The following is a 19910-nucleotide window of genomic DNA, read 5'->3' on the forward strand; positions in this document are numbered from 1 at the left end:
TTAAAGAAAAATGAGTTTTCTGTTTGCGCGCTACCGTTGAATGGCGGTACGCACACCGCCTCAAAGCGCCTCAACCAGCAACCGCTTGCTCTTCTCGCAATACTCATGACACGCCGCCCGCGCGGCAATCGACGCGCCATGCACGAACCGCGGCGCATCGGCCCGCCGCGACATCGACACGACGATCGACGGCGGCGACGGCTGCAGCGGCAACTCGACGACTTCACCGCTTTCGATCAACGCATCGACGAACAGCACCGGAATCGCCGCCACGCCAAACCCGTCGCGCACGAGCTGCACGATCACCGAGATCGACGGCGAGCCGGTGATGCGCGTGTCCGACAGCGGCACGCCGTGCGCATGCGCGAGCGTGCGGACGATGTCCTCCAGCGCACGATGCGGCGCCGTACCGCGCCCGTAGGTGAGAATCGGCTGCCGCAGCACCTGCCTGGCGAGCCCGGTGCGCGTGTTCGGCAGCAGCCCCGCGCGCGCGATCCAGCGCACCGGGTAGTTCGCGAGCGCATCGCACACGACCGACGCCTCGTCGCTGCCTTCCACGCGGATGATCAGGTCGAGTTCGCCGGCCATCAGCCGGCGCTGCAGCACGACGCTGACGTCGACGGTCAGGTCGATCTCGAGCTGCGGATAGTCGGCCGCCAGCCGCCGCATGTAGTGCGGCAGCCAGCTGTGCACGACGGTCTCGATCACCCCGAGCCGCAGCTTGCCGCGCAGCGCGCGCTCGCCGGAGGCCGCGGCCTGCAGCTCCTGCGTCGCCTCGACCACGGCCTTCGCATAGCCGAGCAGGTATTCGCCGTTCGGCGTGAGCCGGAATTCGCGGCTGTCGCGGTCGACGAGTACCGTCTGAAGTTCGTCCTCGAGCGCCTTCAGGCGCTGCGAGATCGCGGCCGGCGTCGCGTGCAGCGCGGCGGCCGTCGTGCGGAAGTTGCGCAGCTTCGCGAGCGTGACGAAGGTTTCGAGAAAACGCGTGTTCATGGCGGTCGGACGGGAGGGTGAGCGCGCACTTTGCCGGTGAGGAAAAGTGAACGGAGCCGGGGAAAACCCCAAGATCCGTTAAGAAATTCTATACACGAAGCGCAAAAAAACTCGTTGGCGACAAAATTTTTTCTTTTCTACTCTTCGCTGTATCCGATGACACGGCACCGTCATCCCGACGTCACACCGATCCGCGACAGAACCTCATGACCCCTTCCGAATTCCGCCAGTCCGTGCGCCACGGCGCGTTCCGCGGCCCGACCGCCGGCCACTGCGGCCCGTACGCGCAAGCGAACCTCGCGATCCTGCCCGACGCGTTCGCGCACGATTTCCTGCGCTTCTGCCAGGCGAACCCGAAAGCCTGCCCGCTGCTGGGCGTCGGCGAACCGGGCGCGTTCCGGGTCGACGTGCTCGGCGAGGATCTCGACATCCGCACCGACGTGCCGAGCTACAACGTCTACCGCGACGGCCGCCTGACCGAACGCGTCGAGTCGCTGGAAGCGCTGTGGCGCGACGATTTCGTCGTGTTCGCGATCGGCTGCTCGTTCTCGTTCGAGGACATGCTGGCGCGCGAAGGCATCGGCCTGCGCCATGTGGAGGAGGGGCGCAACGTGCCGATGTACCGCACGTCGATTCCGAATCGCCGCGCGGGGATCTTCGGCGGCCAGCTCGTCGTGTCGATGCGGCCGATGCGCGGCGCCGACGCGATTCGGGCGGTGCAGATCACCAGCCGGTTTCCGGGCGTGCACGGCGCGCCGATCCATCTCGGCGATCCGCGCGAACTGGGCATCACCGACCTGAACGCCCCCGAATTCGGCGACGCGGTGACGATCCGCGACGGCGAGCTGCCGGTGTTCTGGGCGTGCGGCGTGACGCCGCAAACCGCGCTGATGGACGCGAAGCTGCCGATCGCGATCGCGCATACGCCCGGCCACATGCTGATGACCGACATCACGAACGCGTCGCTGGCCGTGTTCTGAGCCCGGACGACGACGACCCGACCCGCACGGCACGCCGCACGCGCGACAATCATTCGACGGCGCATAACGACAGGAGTACCACCATGGAAAGCAAGACCCTCGCGGCGCACGCCGCGGAGCCCGCGAGCCCCGAGCGTAACGGCCTGTTCTCGTGGTACGGGGACGCGCAGCCGCGCGAGCGCCGCGCGTTCTGGAGCTGCAAGGTCGGCTACATGCTCGACGGGATGGACACGCAGATGCTGTCGTTCGTGATCCCGACGCTCGTCGCGACCTGGGGCATCTCGCTCGCCGACGCGGGCTTCATCGGCACGATCACGCTGCTCGCGTCGGCGGCCGGCGGCTGGATCGCCGGCATCCTGTCCGACCGGATCGGCCGCGTGCGCACGCTGCAGCTCACCGTGCTGTGGTTCGCCGTGTTCACCGCGCTGTGCGGGCTCGCGCAGAACTACCACCAGCTGCTCGCGGCGCGCGCGCTGATGGGCTTCGGCTTCGGCGGCGAATGGACGGCCGGCGCGGTGCTGATCGGCGAAGTGATCCGCGCGCGCGACCGCGGCAGGGCGGTCGGCCTCGTCCAGTCGGGCTGGGCGATCGGCTGGGGGCTGTGCGCGCTGCTGTATGCGCTGCTGTTCTCGGTGCTGCCGGCCGAGCAGGCGTGGCGCGCGCTGTTCCTGGTCGGCCTCGCGCCCGCGCTGCTGGTCGTCGCGATCCGTCGCTACGTGAAGGAGCCGGACGTCTACGAGAAGGAGAAGGCCGCGCAGGCGAAAGTGGCCGATGCGCCGCGCCTCACCGAGATCTTCGCGCCGAAGCTGATCACGACGACGCTGCGCGCGGCGCTGCTGACCACCGGCGCGCAGGGCGGCTACTACGCGATCACGACGTGGCTGCCGACCTTCCTGAAGACCGAGCGTCACCTCACGGTGATGGGCACCGGCGGCTATCTCGCGATGATCATCTTCGGCTCGTGGGTCGGCTACCTGACGAGCGCGTACCTGACCGACCGCCTGGGCCGCAAGCCGAACTTCATCCTGTTCGCGGTCGGCTCGATGGTGATCGCGTTCGCGTACACGTCGCTGAACCTGACCAACGCGTCGATGCTGTGGCTCGGCTTCCCGCTCGGCTTCTTCGCATCGGGCATCTTCTCGGGGATGGGCGCGTTCCTCACCGAACTGTTCCCGACCCGCGTGCGCGGCTCCGGCCAGGGCTTCTGCTACAACGTGGGCCGCGCGATCGGTGCGCTGTTCCCGTTCCTGATCGGCGCGCTGTCCAAGCAATACGGGCTCGGCACGAGCATCGGCATCTTCGCGGTCGCCGCGTACGGCGTGGTGATCGTCGCCGCGCTGACGCTGCCCGAGACCCGCGGCCGCGAACTCGACGCCGCGTAAGCGGCGGGGCAGCCCGCCCTTCGCTTTTCTTCCCCTTTGACCGACCCCGTGACACGGCGCGCGACGCGCGCCGTGCGGCGGCGCTCATCCCTCGATTCCACGACGCATCGACCCGACATCATGACCGACCGACACCTTTCCTCCGTTCCGTCCGACGCCGCACGCTGGCAATTCTGGATCGACCGCGGCGGCACTTTCACCGACATCGTCGCGCGCCGGCCCGACGGCACGCTCGTCACGCACAAGCTGCTGTCGGAGAACCCCGAGCAGTACCGCGACGCGGCCGTGGCCGGCATTCGCCACCTGCTCGGCCTCGCGGCCGGCGAGCCGATCACGCCCGAGCGCGTCGACATGGTGAAGATGGGCACGACGGTCGCGACCAACGCGCTGCTCGAACGCAAGGGCGAACGCACCGCGCTCGTGACGACGCGCGGCTTTCGCGACGTGCTGCGCATCGCGTACCAGAACCGGCCGCGCCTGTTCGATCTCGACATCGTGCTGCCGGATGCACTGTACGAGACCGTCGTCGAGATCGACGAGCGCATCGGCGCGCACGGCGACATCGTCGTGCCGTTCGATGCGCAGGGCGCCGAGGCGTCGCTGCGCCGCGTGTTCGACTCGGGCGTGCGCGCGCTCGCGATCGTGCTGATCCACGGCTATCGCTACACCGCGCACGAACGCGCGCTGGCGGACCTGGCGCGCCGCATCGGCTTCACGCAGGTGTCGGTGTCGCACGAGGTGTCGCCGCTGATGAAGATGGTGTCGCGCGGCGATACGACGGTGGTCGACGCGTACCTGTCGCCGATCCTGCGCCGCTATGTCGAGCAGGTCGCGCACGAGATGCCGGGCGTGAACCTGCAGTTCATGCAGAGCAGCGGCGGGCTGACGCGCGCCGACGCGTTCCAGGGCAAGGACGCGATCCTGTCGGGCCCGGCCGGCGGCATCGTCGGGATGGTGCGCGCCGCGCAGGCGGCCGGCTTCGAGCGCGTGATCGGCTTCGACATGGGCGGCACGTCGACCGACGTGTCGCACTATCACGGCGAGTTCGAGCGCGTGTTCGAGACGCAGGTGGCCGGCGTGCGGATGCGCGCGCCGATGATGAGCATCCATACGGTGGCCGCGGGCGGCGGCTCGGTGCTCGGCTTCGACGGCGCGCGGCTGCGCGTCGGGCCCGAGTCGGCCGGCGCGAACCCGGGGCCGGCGGCGTACCGGCGCGGCGGCCCGCTGACGGTGACCGACTGCAACGTGATGCTCGGCAAGATCCAGCCCGATCATTTCCCGCGCGTGTTCGGCCCGCACGCGGACGAACCGCTCGACCGCGACGGCGTGGTCGCGAAGTTTGCCGCGCTCGCCGACGAGATCCACGCGGCGACCGGGCGGCGCGAGACGCCCGAGGCGCTCGCCGAAGGCTTCCTGGAAATCGCGATCGGCAGCATGGCGAACGCGATCAAGAAGATTTCCGTGCAGCGCGGCCACGACGTGTCGCGCTACGTGCTGACGACGTTCGGCGGCGCGGGCGGCCAGCACGCGTGCGGCGTCGCCGATGCGCTCGGCATGACGCAGGTGTTCGCGCATCCGCTCGCGGGCGTGCTGTCCGCATACGGGATGGGCCTCGCCGACCAGACCGCGATGCGCGAGCGTGCGGTCGAGGCCGTGTTGTCCGACGATTCATTGCCGGCGCTGAATGGCGCGCTCGACCGGCTGGCCGACGAGGCCGTCGGCGCGCTGCTCGAGCAGGGCGTGCCGCCGGAGCGAATCGCGACCGAGCGGCGCGTGCACCTGCGCTACCAGGGCACCGATTCGGCGCTCGACGTGCCGGCCGGCAGCGTCGCCGAGATGCAGCAAGCGTTCGAGGCCGCCTACCGGCAGCGCTACGCGTTCCTGATGCCCGGCACGCCGCTCGTCGCCGAGCTCGCGTCGGTCGAGGCGATCGGCCGCTCCGACGCGCCGGTGGAGATCGCACCGCTCGCGCCGCGTCACGCGGGCAACGGCGACGATGCCGCGCCGCGCGCCCATTCCGCGGTGCGCTTCCATTCCGGCGGCCAATGGCACGACGCGGCGCTCTACGTGCGCGACACGCTGCTGGCCGGCGACGCGATCGACGGCCCGGCGATCGTCGCGGAGCAGAACGGCACGACCGTCGTCGAGCCCGGCTGGCGCGCGCAGATGACCGCGCAGGGCAACCTCGTGCTGGCGCGCACGACGCCGCTGCCGACGCGCCGCTCGCTCGGCACCGATGCCGACCCGGTGCGGCTCGAGATCTTCAACAACCTGTTCATGTCGATCGCCGAGCAGATGGGGCTGCGGCTGCAGAACACCGCGTACTCGGTGAACATCAAGGAGCGCCTCGACTTCTCGTGCGCGATCTTCGACGGCGACGGCAACCTGATCGCGAACGCGCCGCACATGCCCGTGCACCTCGGCTCGATGGGCGAGAGCATCCGCACGGTGATCGAGCGCAACCGCGGCCGCATGCGCGACGGCGACGTGTTCATGCTGAACGACCCGTATCACGGCGGCACGCACCTGCCGGACGTGACGGTCATCACGCCGGTGTTCGCGGACGGGTCGGACGCGCCGCTGTTCTACGTCGGCTCGCGCGGCCACCACGCGGACATCGGCGGCACGACGCCGGGCTCGATGCCGCCCGATTCGACCCACATCGACGAGGAGGGCGTGCTGATCGACAACTGGCAGCTCGTGTCGGCCGGCACGCTGCGCGATGCGCAAACCCGCGCGTTGCTCGCGTCGGGCCGCTACCCGGCACGCAACGTCGAGCAGAACATGGCCGACCTGCGCGCGCAGGTCGCCGCGAACCAGAAGGGCGTCGACGAGCTGCGCCGGATGGTCGCGCAGTTCGGCCGCGACGTCGTGCTCGCGTTCATGGGGCACGTGCAGGACAACGCGGAAGAAGCCGTGCGGCGCGTGATCGGCGCGCTGCAGGACGGCGCGTACCGCTACCCGCTCGACAACGGCGCGGAGATTCGCGTCGCGATCCGCGTCGACCGGGCGGCGCGGCGCGCGGAAATCGATTTCACGGGCACGTCCGCGCAGCTCGACAACAACTTCAACGCGCCGAAGGCCGTGTGCATGGCCGCCGTGCTGTACGTGTTCCGCACGCTGGTCGGCGACGACATCCCGCTGAACGCCGGCTGCCTGAAGCCGCTCACGGTGATCGTGCCCGCCCGCTCGATGCTGAACCCCGAGTATCCGGCGGCGGTCGTGTCGGGCAACGTCGAGACGTCGTCGGCGATCACCAACGCGCTGTACGGCGCGCTCGGCTGCGTCGCGTCGAGCCAGGGAACGATGAACAACTTCACATTCGGCAACGATCGCTACCAGTACTACGAGACGATTGCGGGCGGCAGCGGCGCCGGCGACGGGTTCGCGGGCGTCGGCGCGGTGCAGACGCACATGACGAACTCGCGGCTCACCGATCCGGAGGTGCTCGAATGGCGCTACCCGGTGCGGCTCGACTCGCACCGGATCCGCGCCGGGTCGGGCGGCGGCGGGCGCTGGCGCGGCGGCGACGGCGCGGTGCGGCGGATTCGCTTCCTCGAGCCGATGACCGCGTCGATCCTGTCGAACAACCGGATCCACGCACCGTTCGGCGCGGCGGGCGGCGAGGCCGGCGCGCTCGGCCGCAACACGATCGAGCGCGCGGACGGCACGGTCGAGGCGCTCGACCATATCGGCCGCGCGCAGATGGCGCCGGGCGATGTATTCGTCGTCGAAACGCCGGGCGGCGGCGGATACGGCGCGGCGGGCTGAGCCGGGTAGCCGGTGCCGGCGTGCCGCGCCGGTGCTCGAGCGGCATTGCAACGGACTGTGGAATAAAGCTGCGCATTGACGCACGAAAGGAATCAAATTCGACGGAAAGTCGGGTCGCCGGAGGGCGATCCGACCCCGCCGCCAGGCGCGGGCCAAAGCATTGCCGCCGAATCCTGAAATCAGCCGCAAACGCCCGCCTGGCGGGGCGCTCGGCCCGACTCGCCGAACCCGTTGCGCACCGCCGCAACCGCGATTGAGCCGCCTGCCCATCATGAAAAATCCGGCTTGCCAATCGAGTCCCAATTCCTTGACACTCTGCTCTAAATGTGAGTGCCAATCCTGATCGTCATTTGATAAGATGGCTCTCATCATTCGTTAGGCAGCACCTGCGCGCATGACGCGCGAACGCCGGGTCGCATTAGCGGGAAACAAGTACGGGACGAGGCCCATCATCACGGCACTCACGGCCGCCTTGCCGGACGCGCATCACGCGCGCCCCGGCACGGCGGCCGGCCGGCTCGCCTCCGTCTACACTGTGCGTTTTTTCTGGATCGGGGCGTCTCCATGGATGACGAAAACGATAGCGCGGTGCTCGAGGCGCACGTCGGTACGCGCAGCCCCTGCTGGCGTCTCGGCAGCGACAGCAACGCACTCGAACTGGCGGCCGTCCGCGGCCTGACCAACGTCGCCGTCGCGCTGACGGTCGAACAGGCCGCGTGCATCCGCGCGCTGACCGGTGTCACGTCGCACCTGGTGCTCGACATCGCGCTGTTCGGCGAACCGGTCAAGCTCCATCTCGTCGGCCGGAAGGTCGACACGACCAACTGGGCCGGCACGGCGTCCGCCTATTCCGATGCCGAGTCCGTCGCGGGCGATCTCGCGCACGGGCTCGCGTTCGCCGAGCAGGTCGTGTCCGAAGTGAATTCGCTCGTGGTGATCCTCGACCGCAACGGGATGGTGCAGCGCTTCAACCGCCTGTGCGAGGAAGTGACGGGCAAGCGCGAGGTCGACGTGATCGGCCGCAGCGCGTTCGAGCTGTTCATGACCCCCGAGCAGGGCGCGCAGTCGCGCAGCAACATCACGGGATTTTTCGCGAGCAACCATTCGTTCGCGGTCGAGCGCTACATCAACACGGTCAACGGGCCGCGCCTGTTCCAGTTCCGCAACAAGTTCGTGCAGAGCGGCAGCGGCGTCGACGAGCAGTTCCTGATCTGCTCGGGCATCGACATCACCGAGGAGCGCAGCGCGCAGCAGCGGCTCATCGAGCTCGCGAACACCGACGTGCTGACCGGCCTGCCGAATCGCCATGCGATCAGCGAGCGCATCCACGCGGCGATCGCCGCCGAGACCGCCGCGACGCGCGGGCAGGTCGGCATCCTGTTCCTCGATCTCGACAACTTCAAGCGCGTCAACGATCACTACGGGCACATCACCGGCGACCGGCTGCTGCAGGACGTGTCGGCGATCATCAGCGGCTGCCTGCCGTCCGGCGCGACGCTCGCGCGGCTCGGCGGCGACGAATTCCTCGTGCTGTTCGAGCACGGCACGCGGCCGCTGCTCGAAGCGACCGCGCAGATCATTCTCGAACGGCTGCGCACGCCGATTCATCTCGGGCTGATGGAGGTCTACACGAGCTGCTCGATCGGCATCGCGATGCATCCGCAGCACGGCGATTCGCTCGAGACGCTGATCCGCAGCGCGGATACCGCGATGTACGTCGCGAAGGAGGAGGGCAAGCATACGTATCGCGTGTTCTCGCTGGAGATGAACCAGAAGGTCGCGAAGTACATGTGGCTCGACACGAACCTGCGCAAGGCGCTCGAAGAGGAGCAGTTCGTGCTGCATTACCAGCCGGTCGTCGATATCGCGACCGGCGACGTGCACGGTGTCGAGGCGCTGATCCGCTGGCAGTCGCCCGATCGCGGGCTCGTCGCGCCGGTCGAGTTCATCCGCTTCGCGGAGGAGTCGGGCCTGATCGCGCCGCTCGGGCGCTGGGTGATGCGTACCGCGGCCGCGCAGGCCGCCGCCTGGAAGGCGAAGGGGCTCGGCATCCGGATCGCGGTGAACGTGTCCGCCCGGCAGCTGCAGGACATGAACATCGTGCATCAGCTGGCGTCGATCCTCGACGCCGCGGGGCTCAAGCCCGGCCTGCTCGACATCGAGCTGACCGAGAGCTGCTTCATCGAGGACGAGGATGCGGCCAACGGGCTGATGCGACAGTTCCGCCAGCTCGGCGCGGAGATCCATCTCGACGATTTCGGCACCGGCTATTCGTCGCTGTCGCAGTTGTCGCGCCTGCCGCTCGACGCGATCAAGCTCGACCGCAGCTTCATCACGGGCATCGACCGCAATCCGCGCTCGCAGGCGCTGGTGCGCTCGGTCGTGTCGCTCGCGAAGGCGCTGAATTTCGCGGTGGTCGCCGAAGGCGTCGAAACGCATGCGGAAGCCGAATTCCTCAAGCAGCTCGACGTCGATCATGCGCAAGGCTACTACTACGCCCGCCCGATGCCGGCCCAGGCGTTCGAGGCGTGGCTCGCGGAGACGAGGAAGCTCAGGCTGATCGCCTGAGCTTCGTTCACGAACAGGCGCCGCCGGCCAGCGGCGGCGCCCGTCGCATTACACCGTGCGCAGCTTCGACACGCGCCGGTTCTGCAGCATCACGAGGCGTTCCATGTACGCGAGGTCCTTCGGCTCGATCGTGAACGCCGCATGCACCCAGGCTTCCGTGATGTCCATCAGCTCGGAGCGCGTCAGCTGGAACACCCGCTCGCGTGCGCGCAGCATCGCGCGCACGCCGTTCAGCTTCGGCTTGGTCACGTCGATGAAGGTGCGCGTCGCGAGATACGCGTCACCCGCGTCGAACGTCTGGTCGACCAGCCCGCGATCCTCGTACCACTCGGCGGCGTGCGCTTCACCGGTCGAGATCAGTTGCTCCGCAACGCCCCGATCGGCCTTGCGCGCGACGAGCGAATAGCCGCCCATGCCCGGGAACAGGTTGAACGCGATCTCGGGAAACCCGAGCTTCACGCCCTTCTGCGCGAGCACGTAGTGATGCGCGAGCGCGGCCTCGAAGCCACCGCCGAGCGCGCTGCCCTCGACCATCGCGATCGAGATCGCCCCGGTGCCGAAGCCCGTGTAGATCTCGTACACGCCGTCGATGCACGAGCGTGCGTAGGCCATCAGCAGGTCACGCTTGCCGCTGCGGATCGCGTCGACGAAAAAGCTCAGGTCGCCGCCGACGTTGAACAGCTCGGGGACGAGCGAGCCCGTCACCCAGAAGTCGAACGGCAGGCCCGAATCGCGTGCGACGCGTGCGAGATGGATGATGTCGGTAACGAGTTGCTGGTTGAAGCACGGCCGCGGCTCCGATCGCAGCATCATCCACATGACATTACGTCCCTCTTCATAAAAGGCAGTCAGTTGCGTGAGTTCGCCGGCTTCATAAAACGGGCGGCACGCGGGATGGGATTGGAGTTGCATGGTATGTCCTCGTGAGATGTGGTTTTTGAAGACCATCGCGCCCGGTGCCGAGCGGGAGGCGAGTGTCCTGCAGGGCGCCGGGCGCGAGGCATCGCCATTGTTGCGCGCGCACAAAAGTCGAATTGCGAGGAACCACGCACGACCGGGACGCGGGCGCCGGTCGCATCGGTGCGGGTGGGGAAGGGGGCGGCGGGCACGGCCGGCCGCTATCGGGCCAAGGTGGGCGGCGCGTCGGGCGGAGCCGGCAGGCGTGTGAAGGCGGCCTGAACGGTAGCCGGGCAGGTTCGCCGTGTCGCGCGGATGCGTGTAAACGGCCGATCCGGCGCGTGGCCGCCGGCGTTGTCCGCTTACATGCTGAAAGCGGTGCCGGGCCGCCGTGCGGTCCCTATGGAAGATGCGGACTGGCGCCGCGCCCGTGCGTCGATTAGCTTTAAAGGATCACGCCGCGCGTGGCACCGGGCGTGCGGGAGGGGACCATGACCACGTTCCAGAAAGTGTGGCAGTTGCTCGTCGGAAAGCCGCTCGACCCGCTCGATCCGCGCACGCGGCATGCGATCGCCGTGACGCCGCTGCTGGCCTGGGTCGGGCTCGGCGCCGACGGCCTGTCGTCGTCGTGCTACGGCCCGGAAGAAGCGTTCCTCGCGCTGGCGCACCACACGCCGCTCGCGCTGTTCCTCGCGCTCGCGACGGCGGCGACCGTGTTCATCATCGCGCTCGGCTACAACCAGGTGATCGAGCTGTTCCCGACGGGCGGCGGCGGCTACCGCGTCGCGACGTCGCTGCTCGGCTCGAAGCCGGGGCTCGTGTCGGGTGCCGCGTTGCTGGTCGACTACGTGCTGACCGTCGCGACGTCGCTCGCGAGCGGCGTCGACGCGTTCTTCAGCCTGCTGCCGGTCAGCGCGCAGGCGTTCAAGCTCACGACCGAGATCGTGCTGATCGTGCTGATGACGGGGCTCAACTTCCGCGGGATGCGCGAATCGATCATGGTGCTGCTGCCGATCTTCATCGGCTTCGTGATCCTGCACTTCGCGCTGATCGTCTATGGGTTCGCCGTGCACGGCAGCAACCTCGCGATGATCGTGCCGGACGCCGTGCACGAAGCGCACGGGATGTCGCAATCGCTCGGCCTGTTCGTGATGCTCGCGCTGCTGATGCGCGCGTTCTCGCTCGGCGGCGGCACCTACACGGGCCTCGAGGCCGTGTCGAACAACGTGAACATGCTCGCCGATCCGCGCGTGCCGAACGGCAAGGTGACCATGTGGTACATGTCGACGTCGCTCGCGTTCACGGCCGGCGGCATCATCCTGCTGTACATGCTGTGGCACGCCCGGCCCGTCGAAGGCCAGACGCTCAACGCGGTCGTGTTCGGCAGCGTGATCGACCATCTCGGGCTCGGCTCGGCCTTCGCGCGCCACGCATTGCTCGCGGCCGTGCTCGCGTTCGAGGCCGGGCTGCTGATGGTCGGCGCGCAGACCGGCTTCCTCGACGGCCCGGCCGTGCTGTCGAACATGGCGTCGGATTCGTGGGTGCCGCGCCATTTCCGCGACCTGTCGGGGCGCCTCGTGCGGCAGAACGGCATCATCGTCGTCGGGCTGTCGAGCCTGCTGATCCTCCTGTGGACGCACGGCAGCGTCGACGTGCTCGTCGTGCTGTACAGCATCAACGTGTTCCTCACGTTCAGCCTGTCGTTGCTCGGGCTGTGCACGTACTGGTGGCGCCATCGCCGCGAGCCGGGCTGGTTCAAGCACTTCTTCCTGTCGGCGCTCGGGCTGAGCGTGACGGCAACCGTGCTCGTCATCACGTTGATCGAGAAGTTCACGGCGGGCGGCTGGCTCACGGTGCTCGTGACGAGCGCGGTGATCGCGCTGTGCTTCATGATCAACCGCCACTACGCCTATACGCGCGCGCAGCTCGCGAAGGAGGACGAATTGTTCTCGGGCAAGCCGCCCGAAGTCGACGAGGCCACCGCGCCGGGCAAGCCCGACCCGTCGCAGCCGACGGCGGTGCTGCTGGTGGGCAAGCATCGCGGCGCGAGCATGCACGCGCTGCTGTGGGTCAACCGGCTGTTTCCGGGGCATTTCCGCAACGTGATCTTCCTCGCGGTCGGCGAAGTCGACGCGAAGGCGTACGACGGTCACGAACACCTCGAGCGGCTGCGGCACACGATCACCGAAGCGCTCGACTACTATGTCGCGCACTGCCGCCGCAACGGCATCGCGGCCGACTACCGGATCGCGTTCGGCACGAATCCCGTCGTCGAGTTCATGAACCTGGCTTCATCGACGCTCGACGAATACCCGAACGCCGTGTGCTTCGCGAGCAAGCTGATCTTCCGGCGCGTGAATTTCCTCACGGCCTGGCTGCACAACCAGACGCCCGTGGAGCTGCAGGCGCGGCTGCACGTCGAGGGCAAGCAGATGGTGCTGTTGCCGATGAACGTCGGGTAGCGGCGCACGTCGTGTTCCGCGCCAGGTGACGACCAGGCGCAATGACGATGCGGATCACGTTTCGGCCCTGTGCCGCACCCGCTATCGTGATGTGGGGTGTGCGGGCGCGCATCGCGCCGGCCGATTTCCGGTGCGGCGAAGCTACGACGGCTTCTGCGGCAGGCGCCGGTCGTTCCGACCCCGCGCGGCGCGTGACCGGACGAAGGGGCGCCGGGCCGTACTCACGTCAGCATCGGTATCGCTTCGATCAGCGCGATGCCGAGCAACGCACCGATCGCGGCGCCGATCAGTCTCGGATGCCACCGCAGATGCAGCGCCGTCAGCAGTGCGCCGAACAGGATCAGGCCCAGCAGCGTGAACGCGATCACGAGGTAACCCATTTCGAAATCGCTATTGATGATCGCCATGATGCCTCCTTCCCCACGTCGGCACGTCGTGTCCGGCAGAGCGTCGTTTCGTCGACGTTGCATGCAGGGATGACCTGAATGAATTATAGGTTGCGACGTGATGCAAAAAAGGCGCTCCAGCTCGGGACAGGATGCACGGGGGCGGCGCATCGGCGTGGCGAAGCCGGCGCTGCACGCCCGGCGAGCTCGCCGCATCGCGCAGCCGGCTCGCCGCTGCGCGGCTTGACGCTCGCCGGCACGTCACCCACACTGGTTCGCACGACGGGCACGCGGCGTGGGTTGTCATGTGCGCGTCACGCGGATCGAACCATTCGCGCCGGCGCGCGGCCCTGGCGCCCGGCGACGAACGCGCGGAGAGCTTCGACGTGGTGCTTTTTCCTATCCGATGGACCGGCCGGCTACTCGCCTGCGCCATCGCGCTCGGCCCCGGTGCGGCCATGGCTGATGTGCGCGACCACGGCAACACGATCGACACGGCTGGCGGCGCGCCCGTCACGGTCGTCAGCGACGTCCACGAATTCGTGATCCAGCACGACGGCTCGCTCGACGAGCACGACGATTCGACGCTGCGCGCGAACGACGCGAACGGCATCGATGCCATCGCGCAGCGCTACGTGTGGTTCGACAGGAATCTCGAGAAGGTGGACCTGCTCGCGGCCGAGACGATCGACCGCGACGGCGTCGCGCATCCGGTCGGCGCGGATAGCATCCGCGACGTGCAGGAACCGCGCTCGGCCGGCGCGCCGACGTTCCAGGACGGGCTGCTGCGCACCGTCGTGTTTCCCGGCGTCGAAGCCGGGTCGAGTACGCGCGTGGCGTTCCGCAAGACCCGCACGAAGCCGGTCAACCGCGGCTACTTCGGCTATACCGTGGAGCCGTCGCGCGAGCCGGTCGACCGCCAGCGGCTGATCTTCGACGTGCCGGCCGACATGCCGCTGTACGCGGATGCGCACGGCTACGTCGCGCTGCCGCCGGTCACCGCGAACGGCCGCACGCGCTACGAATTCGACTACCGGCACGGCCCGTACGACCGCATCGAAAGCGGCGCGGTCGGCTATGCGACCTACGGCGACCGGCTCGTCGTGTCGACGCTGCCCGACTACGCGGCGTTCGCCGCGCGCTACCGCAACGCGGCCGTCGATCCGGGCGCGGACGATCCGGCCGTCGCGCAGCTGGCGCGCACGCTCACCGCGGGTGTCGCCGATCCGCACGGCCAGGCGCGCATCCTGTACGACTGGGTGCAGGCGAACATCCGCTACGTCGGGCTGTTTCTCGGCGAAACGGCCGCCGCCCCGCATCGCGTCACCGACATCCTGCGCAACCGCTACGGCGACTGCAAGGATCATGTCGCGCTGTTCGGCGCGCTGCTCGCGGCGGTCGGCATCCGCAGCGAGCCGGTGCTGCTCAATCTCGGGTCCGTCTACACGCTGCCGTCGGTGCCCGGTTACGGCGGCGGGGCGATCAATCACGCGATCACGTGGCTGCCCGATCTCGCGCGCTATGCGGACACGACGACGGCCGGCATCGCATTCGGCTATCTGCCGCCGATCGTGATGGACCGTCCCGCGCTGCTGGTCGACACGGGCGTGCTGTCGCGCACGCCGGCCACGCAACCGCGCGGCCGCATCGCGCGGGTCGAGATCGACGCCGCGGGGCCGGGCGCCGCGCGTTTTCACGCGCACACCGAGGACGACGGCTGGACGGCCGAACTCGAACGCAACCTGTTTCGCCGCGCGACGCCCGACGCCGTCACCCAGCTCGCGAACAACCGGCTGCGGCAAAGCGGCCTGCGCGGCCGCGCGCAGCTGTCGACCAGCGACCGGCGCGTGACCGACGGCCCGTTCGACGTGACGATGTCGGGCACGCTCGATCATTTCGTGTGGCCCGACGGCACGACCGCGTTGCCCGCGCTGTCGAGCCTGACGGGCGGCATCGCGACGCAGGTCGAGAACTGGCTCGCCGAGCCCGTGCGCACGCAGCCGTGGGGCTGCATCGGCGGCACGTTCGACGAGACCGGCCAGATCGCGCTGCCGGCGGACGTCGCGGTGACCGATCTGCCGGCCGATACGGCCGTGCACGACCGCTTCGTCGACTTCACGTCGCATTACGTATTCGACGCGGCCGCGCGTGTCGTGCAGGTCACGCGGCGCATGACGGCGGATTTCGGCCGTCAGGTGTGTACGGCGGACGAATTCACGGCGCTGCGCGCGTCGCTCGAGCGGATCGAACGCGACACGCAGGCGCAGATCGTCGTGCGGGCGAAAGGGCGTTGAACGGGCAGGGAAGGTGAACGCATTGATGCGATCGGTCGATGCGCAGGAGGAACATCATGACGGAACGGGATCACGAGATCGCCGATCTCTCGAAGGAATTGCTGGGCCGGATCGTGCAAGGCACCGTGGCGAGCGGTGCGGTCGTGGACGTGGAGCAGTGCGCGGCGCTTGCCGTGCAGTGCGCGACGGCGCTGATCGACAAGCTGGAAGCGCGCAGCGACTGAACGACGCTGCCATCACGTGTGAGGGCCATTGGGGCGACGCCTGGCGGCGCGGCCGGCATCACGCGTGAGGCGTGACGCGCGCCACGTCATGCACTACGCTTCGACGCGCACCTCGCCATCCGCGCGCACGGCGCCCGGCGGCTTGCCCACCACGCGCTTGAACGCGCGGCTGAACGCGGCGAGCGAGCCGTAGCCCAGCCGGTAAGCGACGGCCTCGATCGTCTCGTGGTCGCGCGTGATCCATTGCGCGGCGAGCCGCATCCGCAGCTCGGTCAGGTAGCGCACCGGCGTCATCCCGGTGGCCGCGAGAAAGCGTTCGGCGAACACCGAACGCGATACGCCCGCTTCGGTCGCGAGTTCCGCCACGCTCCAGTTGCGGCCCGGATCGCGATGCAGCGCGACGATCGCGCGGCCGAGCTTCGGTTCGCGCAGCGCCTGTACCCAGCCCGTCGCATCACCGCATCCGCATTCGACCCAGCCGCGCACGATGAACGCCGCGACCACATCCGCGAGCCGCGCGAGGATGCCCGCGAAACCCGCGCGCGCCGAGCACGCTTCGCGCTCCATTGCATCGAGCATCGGGCGGATTTCCGGATAGCGCGCGAGCAGCGTGCCGACGTGCATGAACTCGGGCATCGTGCCGACCAGCGGCTGCATGCCGCCGAGATCGAGCTCCATGCACGCGCTGAAGATCAGCGCATCGCCGGCACCCGGCTCGGTCGTCGCGCAACGGGCGGGCGACACGCCGGCCGACGCCACCGACGCGACCGTATCGCAGATCTTCGCGACCTCGAAGCCGTTGATCTCGCGGCACGGTGCATCGGGGTCCGACACCAGCGCGTGCATGCCGCCGTGCGGCAGCAGGATCGCGTCGCCGGCCTCGAGCCGCATCGTGGCGCCCGACGCGTCGCGCAGCAGCACGGGCCCGCGCCCGACGAAATGGAACTGCGCGCGGCCCGTCACGTGGCCGAAATTCAGCCCGAACGGCCGTGCGACCTGGATGCGGCGGTACTGGACGCCGCTCAGGCGCATCCCCAGCAGCAGCTCGCTGACGAGGTCGTGCACGTCGGGGATGGGCGGAAGCAGGGGCTCGGACATGGCGAGATTCGGACGAACGATCAACAAGAACGGATTGTATGTCATAGACCGTCCTGACGTGGTTCCTTACGATACGCCCTCATCAGTACTTTCCCTAACCGACACGGAACCACGCATGAATCCCGGAACCTCCACGGCCGCCTCGACGGCGGCCCCCCGCGAACCGGCCTGGGGCGCGGTATTCGCGATGACGCTCGGCGTGTTCGGGCTCGTCACGGCCGAATTCCTGCCGGCCAGCCTGCTGACGCCGATGGCCGACAGCCTCGGCGTGACCGAAGGCGTGGCCGGGCAGGCCGTCACGGCCACCGCGACGGTCGCGCTCGTCACGAGCCTGCTGATCTCGGCGCTGACGCGCACGATCGACCGTCGGCGCGTGCTGCTCGTGTTCTCGGTGCTGCTCGTCGCGTCGAACCTGGCGGTCGCGTTCGCGCCGAACCTGGCAATGCTGCTGGTCGGCCGCGTCGTGCTCGGCATCGCGCTCGGCGGCTTCTGGACGATGGCCACTGCTACCGCGATGCGGCTCGTGCCGACGGCGATGGTGCCGCGTGCGCTGTCGATCATCTTCAGCGGCGTGGCGGTCGCGACGATCGCGTCCGCGCCGATGGGCAGCTACTTCGGTCACCTGATCGGCTGGCGCAACGTGTTCCTGATCGCGGCCGCGCTCGGCGGCATCGCGTTCGTGTCGCAGATCCTCACGCTGCCGTCGATGCCGCCGAGCGGCACGACGCGGCTGCGCACGCTGATCGACGTGCTGCGCCGGCCGACCGTCGGCCTCGGCATGTTCGCGACGATCCTCGTGTTCACCGGGCACTTCGCGTTCTTCACGTACCTGCGGCCGTTCCTCGAACAGGTCGCGGGTGTCGGCGTGAACGGGTTGTCGGCGATCCTGCTCGGCTACGGCATCGCGAACTTCGTCGGCACGTCGCTCGCGGGCCGCGTGCTCGAACACCGGTTGCGGCCGATGCTGATCGGGATGCCCGCGCTGATGGTCGTGCTCGGCGTCGCGCTCGTCGCACTCGGCCGCGCGCCGATGATCGACGCGGTGCTCGTCGCGTTGTGGGGGATGGCGTTCGGCGGCGTGCCCGTCGCGTGGTCGACGTGGGTCACGCGCACCGTGCCCGATGAGGCCGAGAGCGCCGGCGGCCTGATCGTCGCGGCGATCCAGCTCGCGATCGCGACGGGCGCGGCGGCCGGCGGCGTCGTGTTCGACGCGAACGGCGCGGCCGGCGTGTTCGTGGCCGCGGCCGTCGTGCTGGCCGTCGCGGTCGCGACGATCGTGACCGGCGTGCCGAAGCGGGTCGGCGTGGTGTCCGCGCTGGCGGAATGACCGGCACCGGCGGGCCGCCCGGCCCGCCGCTCAGCGCACCGGGGCGTGCGTGTCGAGCAACTGCCGGTGACGCGCTTCGGTCGCGTCGTCGGCGGGGAACATGCATTCCATGCGCAACTCCTGCGCGGCGGCGCTTTGCGGCGTCCCTACCGTCGTGACCAGCGAGAAGTAACGCAGCACGACGCCTTCATGCACGAAGCCGATCGGGATGACCGGCAGCGACGGGGCGGCGGCCGGCGCCGGCGGCGTTTTCCAGTCGCGCGGCGCATCGGGGCTCGCGAGCAGGTCGTCGAGCAACTGCCGCGTGTCGTCGTCGATCACGCGGCCGACCGCTTCGCGATGCACGCGCTGCAGCAGGCTGCGCGACACCGTCTCCCAGTCGGCCAGGAACGGCCGCATCCCCTGCGGATCGAACATCAGGCGCAGCAGGTTGCGCGGGCCGTCGCGCGCGGCCAGGTCGATGAAGCAGCCAAAGAAGCGCGGCGCCGCGTCGTTGGTCATCAGCACGTTCCAGTGGCGATCCATCACGATCGCCGGAAACGGATCGTGCTGGCGCACGACGCGTTCGAGCGCGCCGATCACGCCCTGCATCTCCTGCGCATCCCACGGCGCTTCCGAATACACCGGTGCATACCCGGCCGCGAGCAGCAGCGCGTTGCGCTCGCGCAGCGGCACGTCCAGCGTTTGCGCGAGCGTCAGCAGCGTGTCGCGGCCCGGCACGCTGCGTCCGCTTTCGATGAAGCTGATCTGGCGCTGCGAGATGCCCGCGTCGAGCGACAGGTCGAGCTGGCTCACGCCGCGCACGTCGCGCCAGTAGCGCAGCAACTGGCCGAGTTCGTGCGGCGGCGCGTGCGGTTCGCGACGGCTGGCGTTCATCGTGCCTCCCTGGGCGCTCCGTGAGCGACGCGATCGACTATATCGGACTCACGCGGCGTTCGCCTGCCATGCGAATGCGTCGAACGGCGCTTCGAGCGCGGGCTGCGTCACGCTGCCGACGTAGTTCGTGATCGTCGATGCGGCGACCACCGCGATCACTTCCAGCAACTGTTCGGCGCTGAAGCCGGCGTCGAGGAACGCCTGCCGGTCGGCCTCGGGCAGGCGGCCGCGGGTGTCGATCAGCTTGCGTGCGGTGGCCGACAGCGCGGCCAGTGTCGGGTCGCCGGGCAGGGCGCCGCGGCGGATCGCGTCGACGTCGGCGTGGGTCACACCCTGTTTCAGCGCCAGCGCGGTATGGAACGCGACCGGCCATTCGCTCGCGTTCGTGACCGCGTTGGTGAGCAGGAGCGTCTGGATCTGCGGCTCGGTGAGGCTGCTCGCGTGCACGCGCTCGAACAGGCCGATGAAGCCGTTGATCAGCACCGGCGACGCGGCCATGGCCGCCGCGATGTTCGGGACGATGCCGAAGGTTTGCTGGAGCTGCTGGAGGACGGGCTTTGAGGCGGCCGGTGCCGAGTCGATGGTGTGAAGCGGGTAGGCGGACATGGTGTCTCCGGGGTGGTGAGCGCCGCCGGAATGGCGGCGCGACACC

General features: G+C 69.0%; 14 protein-coding genes. 8 read left to right on the plus strand and 6 right to left on the minus strand.

Features of this window, described 5'->3' with window-relative positions; translation table 11 throughout:
• Nucleotides 1-60: 60 nt before the first annotated feature.
• A complete protein-coding gene (locus CFB39_RS20330; protein WP_089428277.1) occupies nt 61-993 on the minus strand; it encodes a LysR family transcriptional regulator in 933 nt (310 codons plus the stop codon).
• 206 nt (nt 994-1199) lie between these two features.
• On the opposite strand from CFB39_RS20330, the gene CFB39_RS20340 reads away from it, so the two are divergent.
• The 4 genes from CFB39_RS20340 to pdeR all read left to right on the plus strand — a co-directional run bounded on the left by CFB39_RS20340 (nt 1200) and on the right by pdeR (nt 9694).
• A complete protein-coding gene (locus CFB39_RS20340) occupies nt 1200-1973 on the plus strand; it encodes a putative hydro-lyase (RefSeq protein WP_089474194.1) in 774 nt (257 codons plus the stop codon).
• Nucleotides 1974-2056: 83 nt separating this feature from the next.
• Entirely contained in the window at nt 2057-3355 is a 1299-nt protein-coding gene (locus tag CFB39_RS20345) for an MFS transporter (protein ID WP_069250815.1), read from the plus strand.
• 120 nt (nt 3356-3475) lie between these two features.
• Nucleotides 3476-7126 (plus strand): hydantoinase B/oxoprolinase family protein, encoded by a 3651-nt coding sequence (locus CFB39_RS20350; protein ID WP_089474195.1) that lies wholly within the window; start codon nt 3476-3478, stop codon nt 7124-7126.
• Nucleotides 7127-7690: 564 nt separating this feature from the next.
• Nucleotides 7691-9694 (plus strand): cyclic di-GMP phosphodiesterase, encoded by a 2004-nt coding sequence (pdeR, locus tag CFB39_RS20355; protein ID WP_089428273.1) that lies wholly within the window; start codon nt 7691-7693, stop codon nt 9692-9694.
• A 48-nt stretch (nt 9695-9742) separates the two neighbouring features.
• Here pdeR and CFB39_RS20360 read toward each other — a convergent pair whose 3' ends face one another.
• Nucleotides 9743-10606 carry a crotonase/enoyl-CoA hydratase family protein gene (locus CFB39_RS20360; protein ID WP_089474196.1) on the minus strand — a complete coding sequence of 288 codons (864 nt, stop codon included), beginning with the start codon at nt 10604-10606 and terminating at the stop codon, nt 9743-9745.
• Nucleotides 10607-11082: 476 nt separating this feature from the next.
• Here CFB39_RS20360 and CFB39_RS20365 point away from each other — a divergent pair, with 476 nt between their 5' ends.
• Nucleotides 11083-13053, plus strand: coding sequence for an APC family permease (locus CFB39_RS20365; RefSeq protein ID WP_089474197.1), 1971 nt, complete (start codon nt 11083-11085; stop codon nt 13051-13053).
• A gap of 221 nt (nt 13054-13274) precedes the next feature.
• On the opposite strand, the gene CFB39_RS20370 is transcribed toward CFB39_RS20365, so the two are convergent.
• Nucleotides 13275-13460, minus strand: a complete 186-nt coding sequence (locus tag CFB39_RS20370) for a hypothetical protein (RefSeq protein WP_089474198.1) — start codon at nt 13458-13460, stop codon at nt 13275-13277.
• Between the two features lie 365 nt (nt 13461-13825).
• Between CFB39_RS20370 and CFB39_RS20375 the strand changes: the two genes are divergently transcribed.
• Nucleotides 13826-15733 carry a DUF3857 domain-containing protein gene (locus CFB39_RS20375; RefSeq protein ID WP_089475614.1) on the plus strand — a complete coding sequence of 636 codons (1908 nt, stop codon included), beginning with the start codon at nt 13826-13828 and terminating at the stop codon, nt 15731-15733.
• 56 nt (nt 15734-15789) lie between these two features.
• Nucleotides 15790-15957, plus strand: a complete 168-nt coding sequence (locus tag CFB39_RS40290; RefSeq protein WP_174976067.1) for a hypothetical protein — start codon at nt 15790-15792, stop codon at nt 15955-15957.
• A 93-nt stretch (nt 15958-16050) separates the two neighbouring features.
• On the opposite strand, the gene CFB39_RS20380 is transcribed toward CFB39_RS40290, so the two are convergent.
• Nucleotides 16051-17100, minus strand: coding sequence for an AraC family transcriptional regulator (locus CFB39_RS20380; RefSeq protein ID WP_089474199.1), 1050 nt, complete (start codon nt 17098-17100; stop codon nt 16051-16053).
• Nucleotides 17101-17170: 70 nt separating this feature from the next.
• Between CFB39_RS20380 and CFB39_RS20385 the strand changes: the two genes are divergently transcribed.
• Entirely contained in the window at nt 17171-18382 is a 1212-nt protein-coding gene (locus tag CFB39_RS20385; protein ID WP_089428270.1) for an MFS transporter, read from the plus strand.
• Nucleotides 18383-18412: 30 nt separating this feature from the next.
• Here the strand turns inward: CFB39_RS20385 and CFB39_RS20390 are convergent, their stop codons facing one another.
• Together CFB39_RS20390 and CFB39_RS20395 are read right to left on the minus strand one after the other, a co-directional pair.
• The gene (locus CFB39_RS20390) at nt 18413-19258 is read right to left on the minus strand and encodes a helix-turn-helix domain-containing protein (protein ID WP_089474200.1); all 846 of its coding nucleotides are present in this window, start codon (nt 19256-19258) and stop codon (nt 18413-18415) included.
• A 48-nt stretch (nt 19259-19306) separates the two neighbouring features.
• Nucleotides 19307-19864 carry a carboxymuconolactone decarboxylase family protein gene (locus CFB39_RS20395; protein WP_089474201.1) on the minus strand — a complete coding sequence of 186 codons (558 nt, stop codon included), beginning with the start codon at nt 19862-19864 and terminating at the stop codon, nt 19307-19309.
• Nucleotides 19865-19910: the final 46 nt, after the last annotated feature.

It is taken from the genome of Burkholderia sp. AU6039 (genome assembly GCF_002223365.1).
Taxonomy (GTDB): Bacteria; Pseudomonadota; Gammaproteobacteria; order Burkholderiales; family Burkholderiaceae; genus Burkholderia.

Coding starts and splice junctions, on each gene's coding strand:
- CFB39_RS20330 (WP_089428277.1), bottom strand. CDS start 993: ATGAACACGCGTTTTCTCGAAACCTTCGTCACGCTCGCGAAGCTGCGC.
- CFB39_RS20340 (WP_089474194.1), top strand. CDS start 1,200: ATGACCCCTTCCGAATTCCGCCAGTCCGTGCGCCACGGCGCGTTCCGC.
- CFB39_RS20345 (WP_069250815.1), top strand. CDS start 2,057: ATGGAAAGCAAGACCCTCGCGGCGCACGCCGCGGAGCCCGCGAGCCCC.
- CFB39_RS20350 (WP_089474195.1), top strand. CDS start 3,476: ATGACCGACCGACACCTTTCCTCCGTTCCGTCCGACGCCGCACGCTGG.
- pdeR (WP_089428273.1), top strand. CDS start 7,691: ATGGATGACGAAAACGATAGCGCGGTGCTCGAGGCGCACGTCGGTACG.
- CFB39_RS20360 (WP_089474196.1), bottom strand. CDS start 10,606: ATGCAACTCCAATCCCATCCCGCGTGCCGCCCGTTTTATGAAGCCGGC.
- CFB39_RS20365 (WP_089474197.1), top strand. CDS start 11,083: ATGACCACGTTCCAGAAAGTGTGGCAGTTGCTCGTCGGAAAGCCGCTC.
- CFB39_RS20370 (WP_089474198.1), bottom strand. CDS start 13,460: ATGGCGATCATCAATAGCGATTTCGAAATGGGTTACCTCGTGATCGCG.
- CFB39_RS40290 (WP_174976067.1), top strand. CDS start 15,790: ATGACGGAACGGGATCACGAGATCGCCGATCTCTCGAAGGAATTGCTG.
- CFB39_RS20380 (WP_089474199.1), bottom strand. CDS start 17,100: ATGACATACAATCCGTTCTTGTTGATCGTTCGTCCGAATCTCGCCATG.
- CFB39_RS20385 (WP_089428270.1), top strand. CDS start 17,171: ATGAATCCCGGAACCTCCACGGCCGCCTCGACGGCGGCCCCCCGCGAA.
- CFB39_RS20390 (WP_089474200.1), bottom strand. CDS start 19,258: ATGAACGCCAGCCGTCGCGAACCGCACGCGCCGCCGCACGAACTCGGC.
- CFB39_RS20395 (WP_089474201.1), bottom strand. CDS start 19,864: ATGTCCGCCTACCCGCTTCACACCATCGACTCGGCACCGGCCGCCTCA.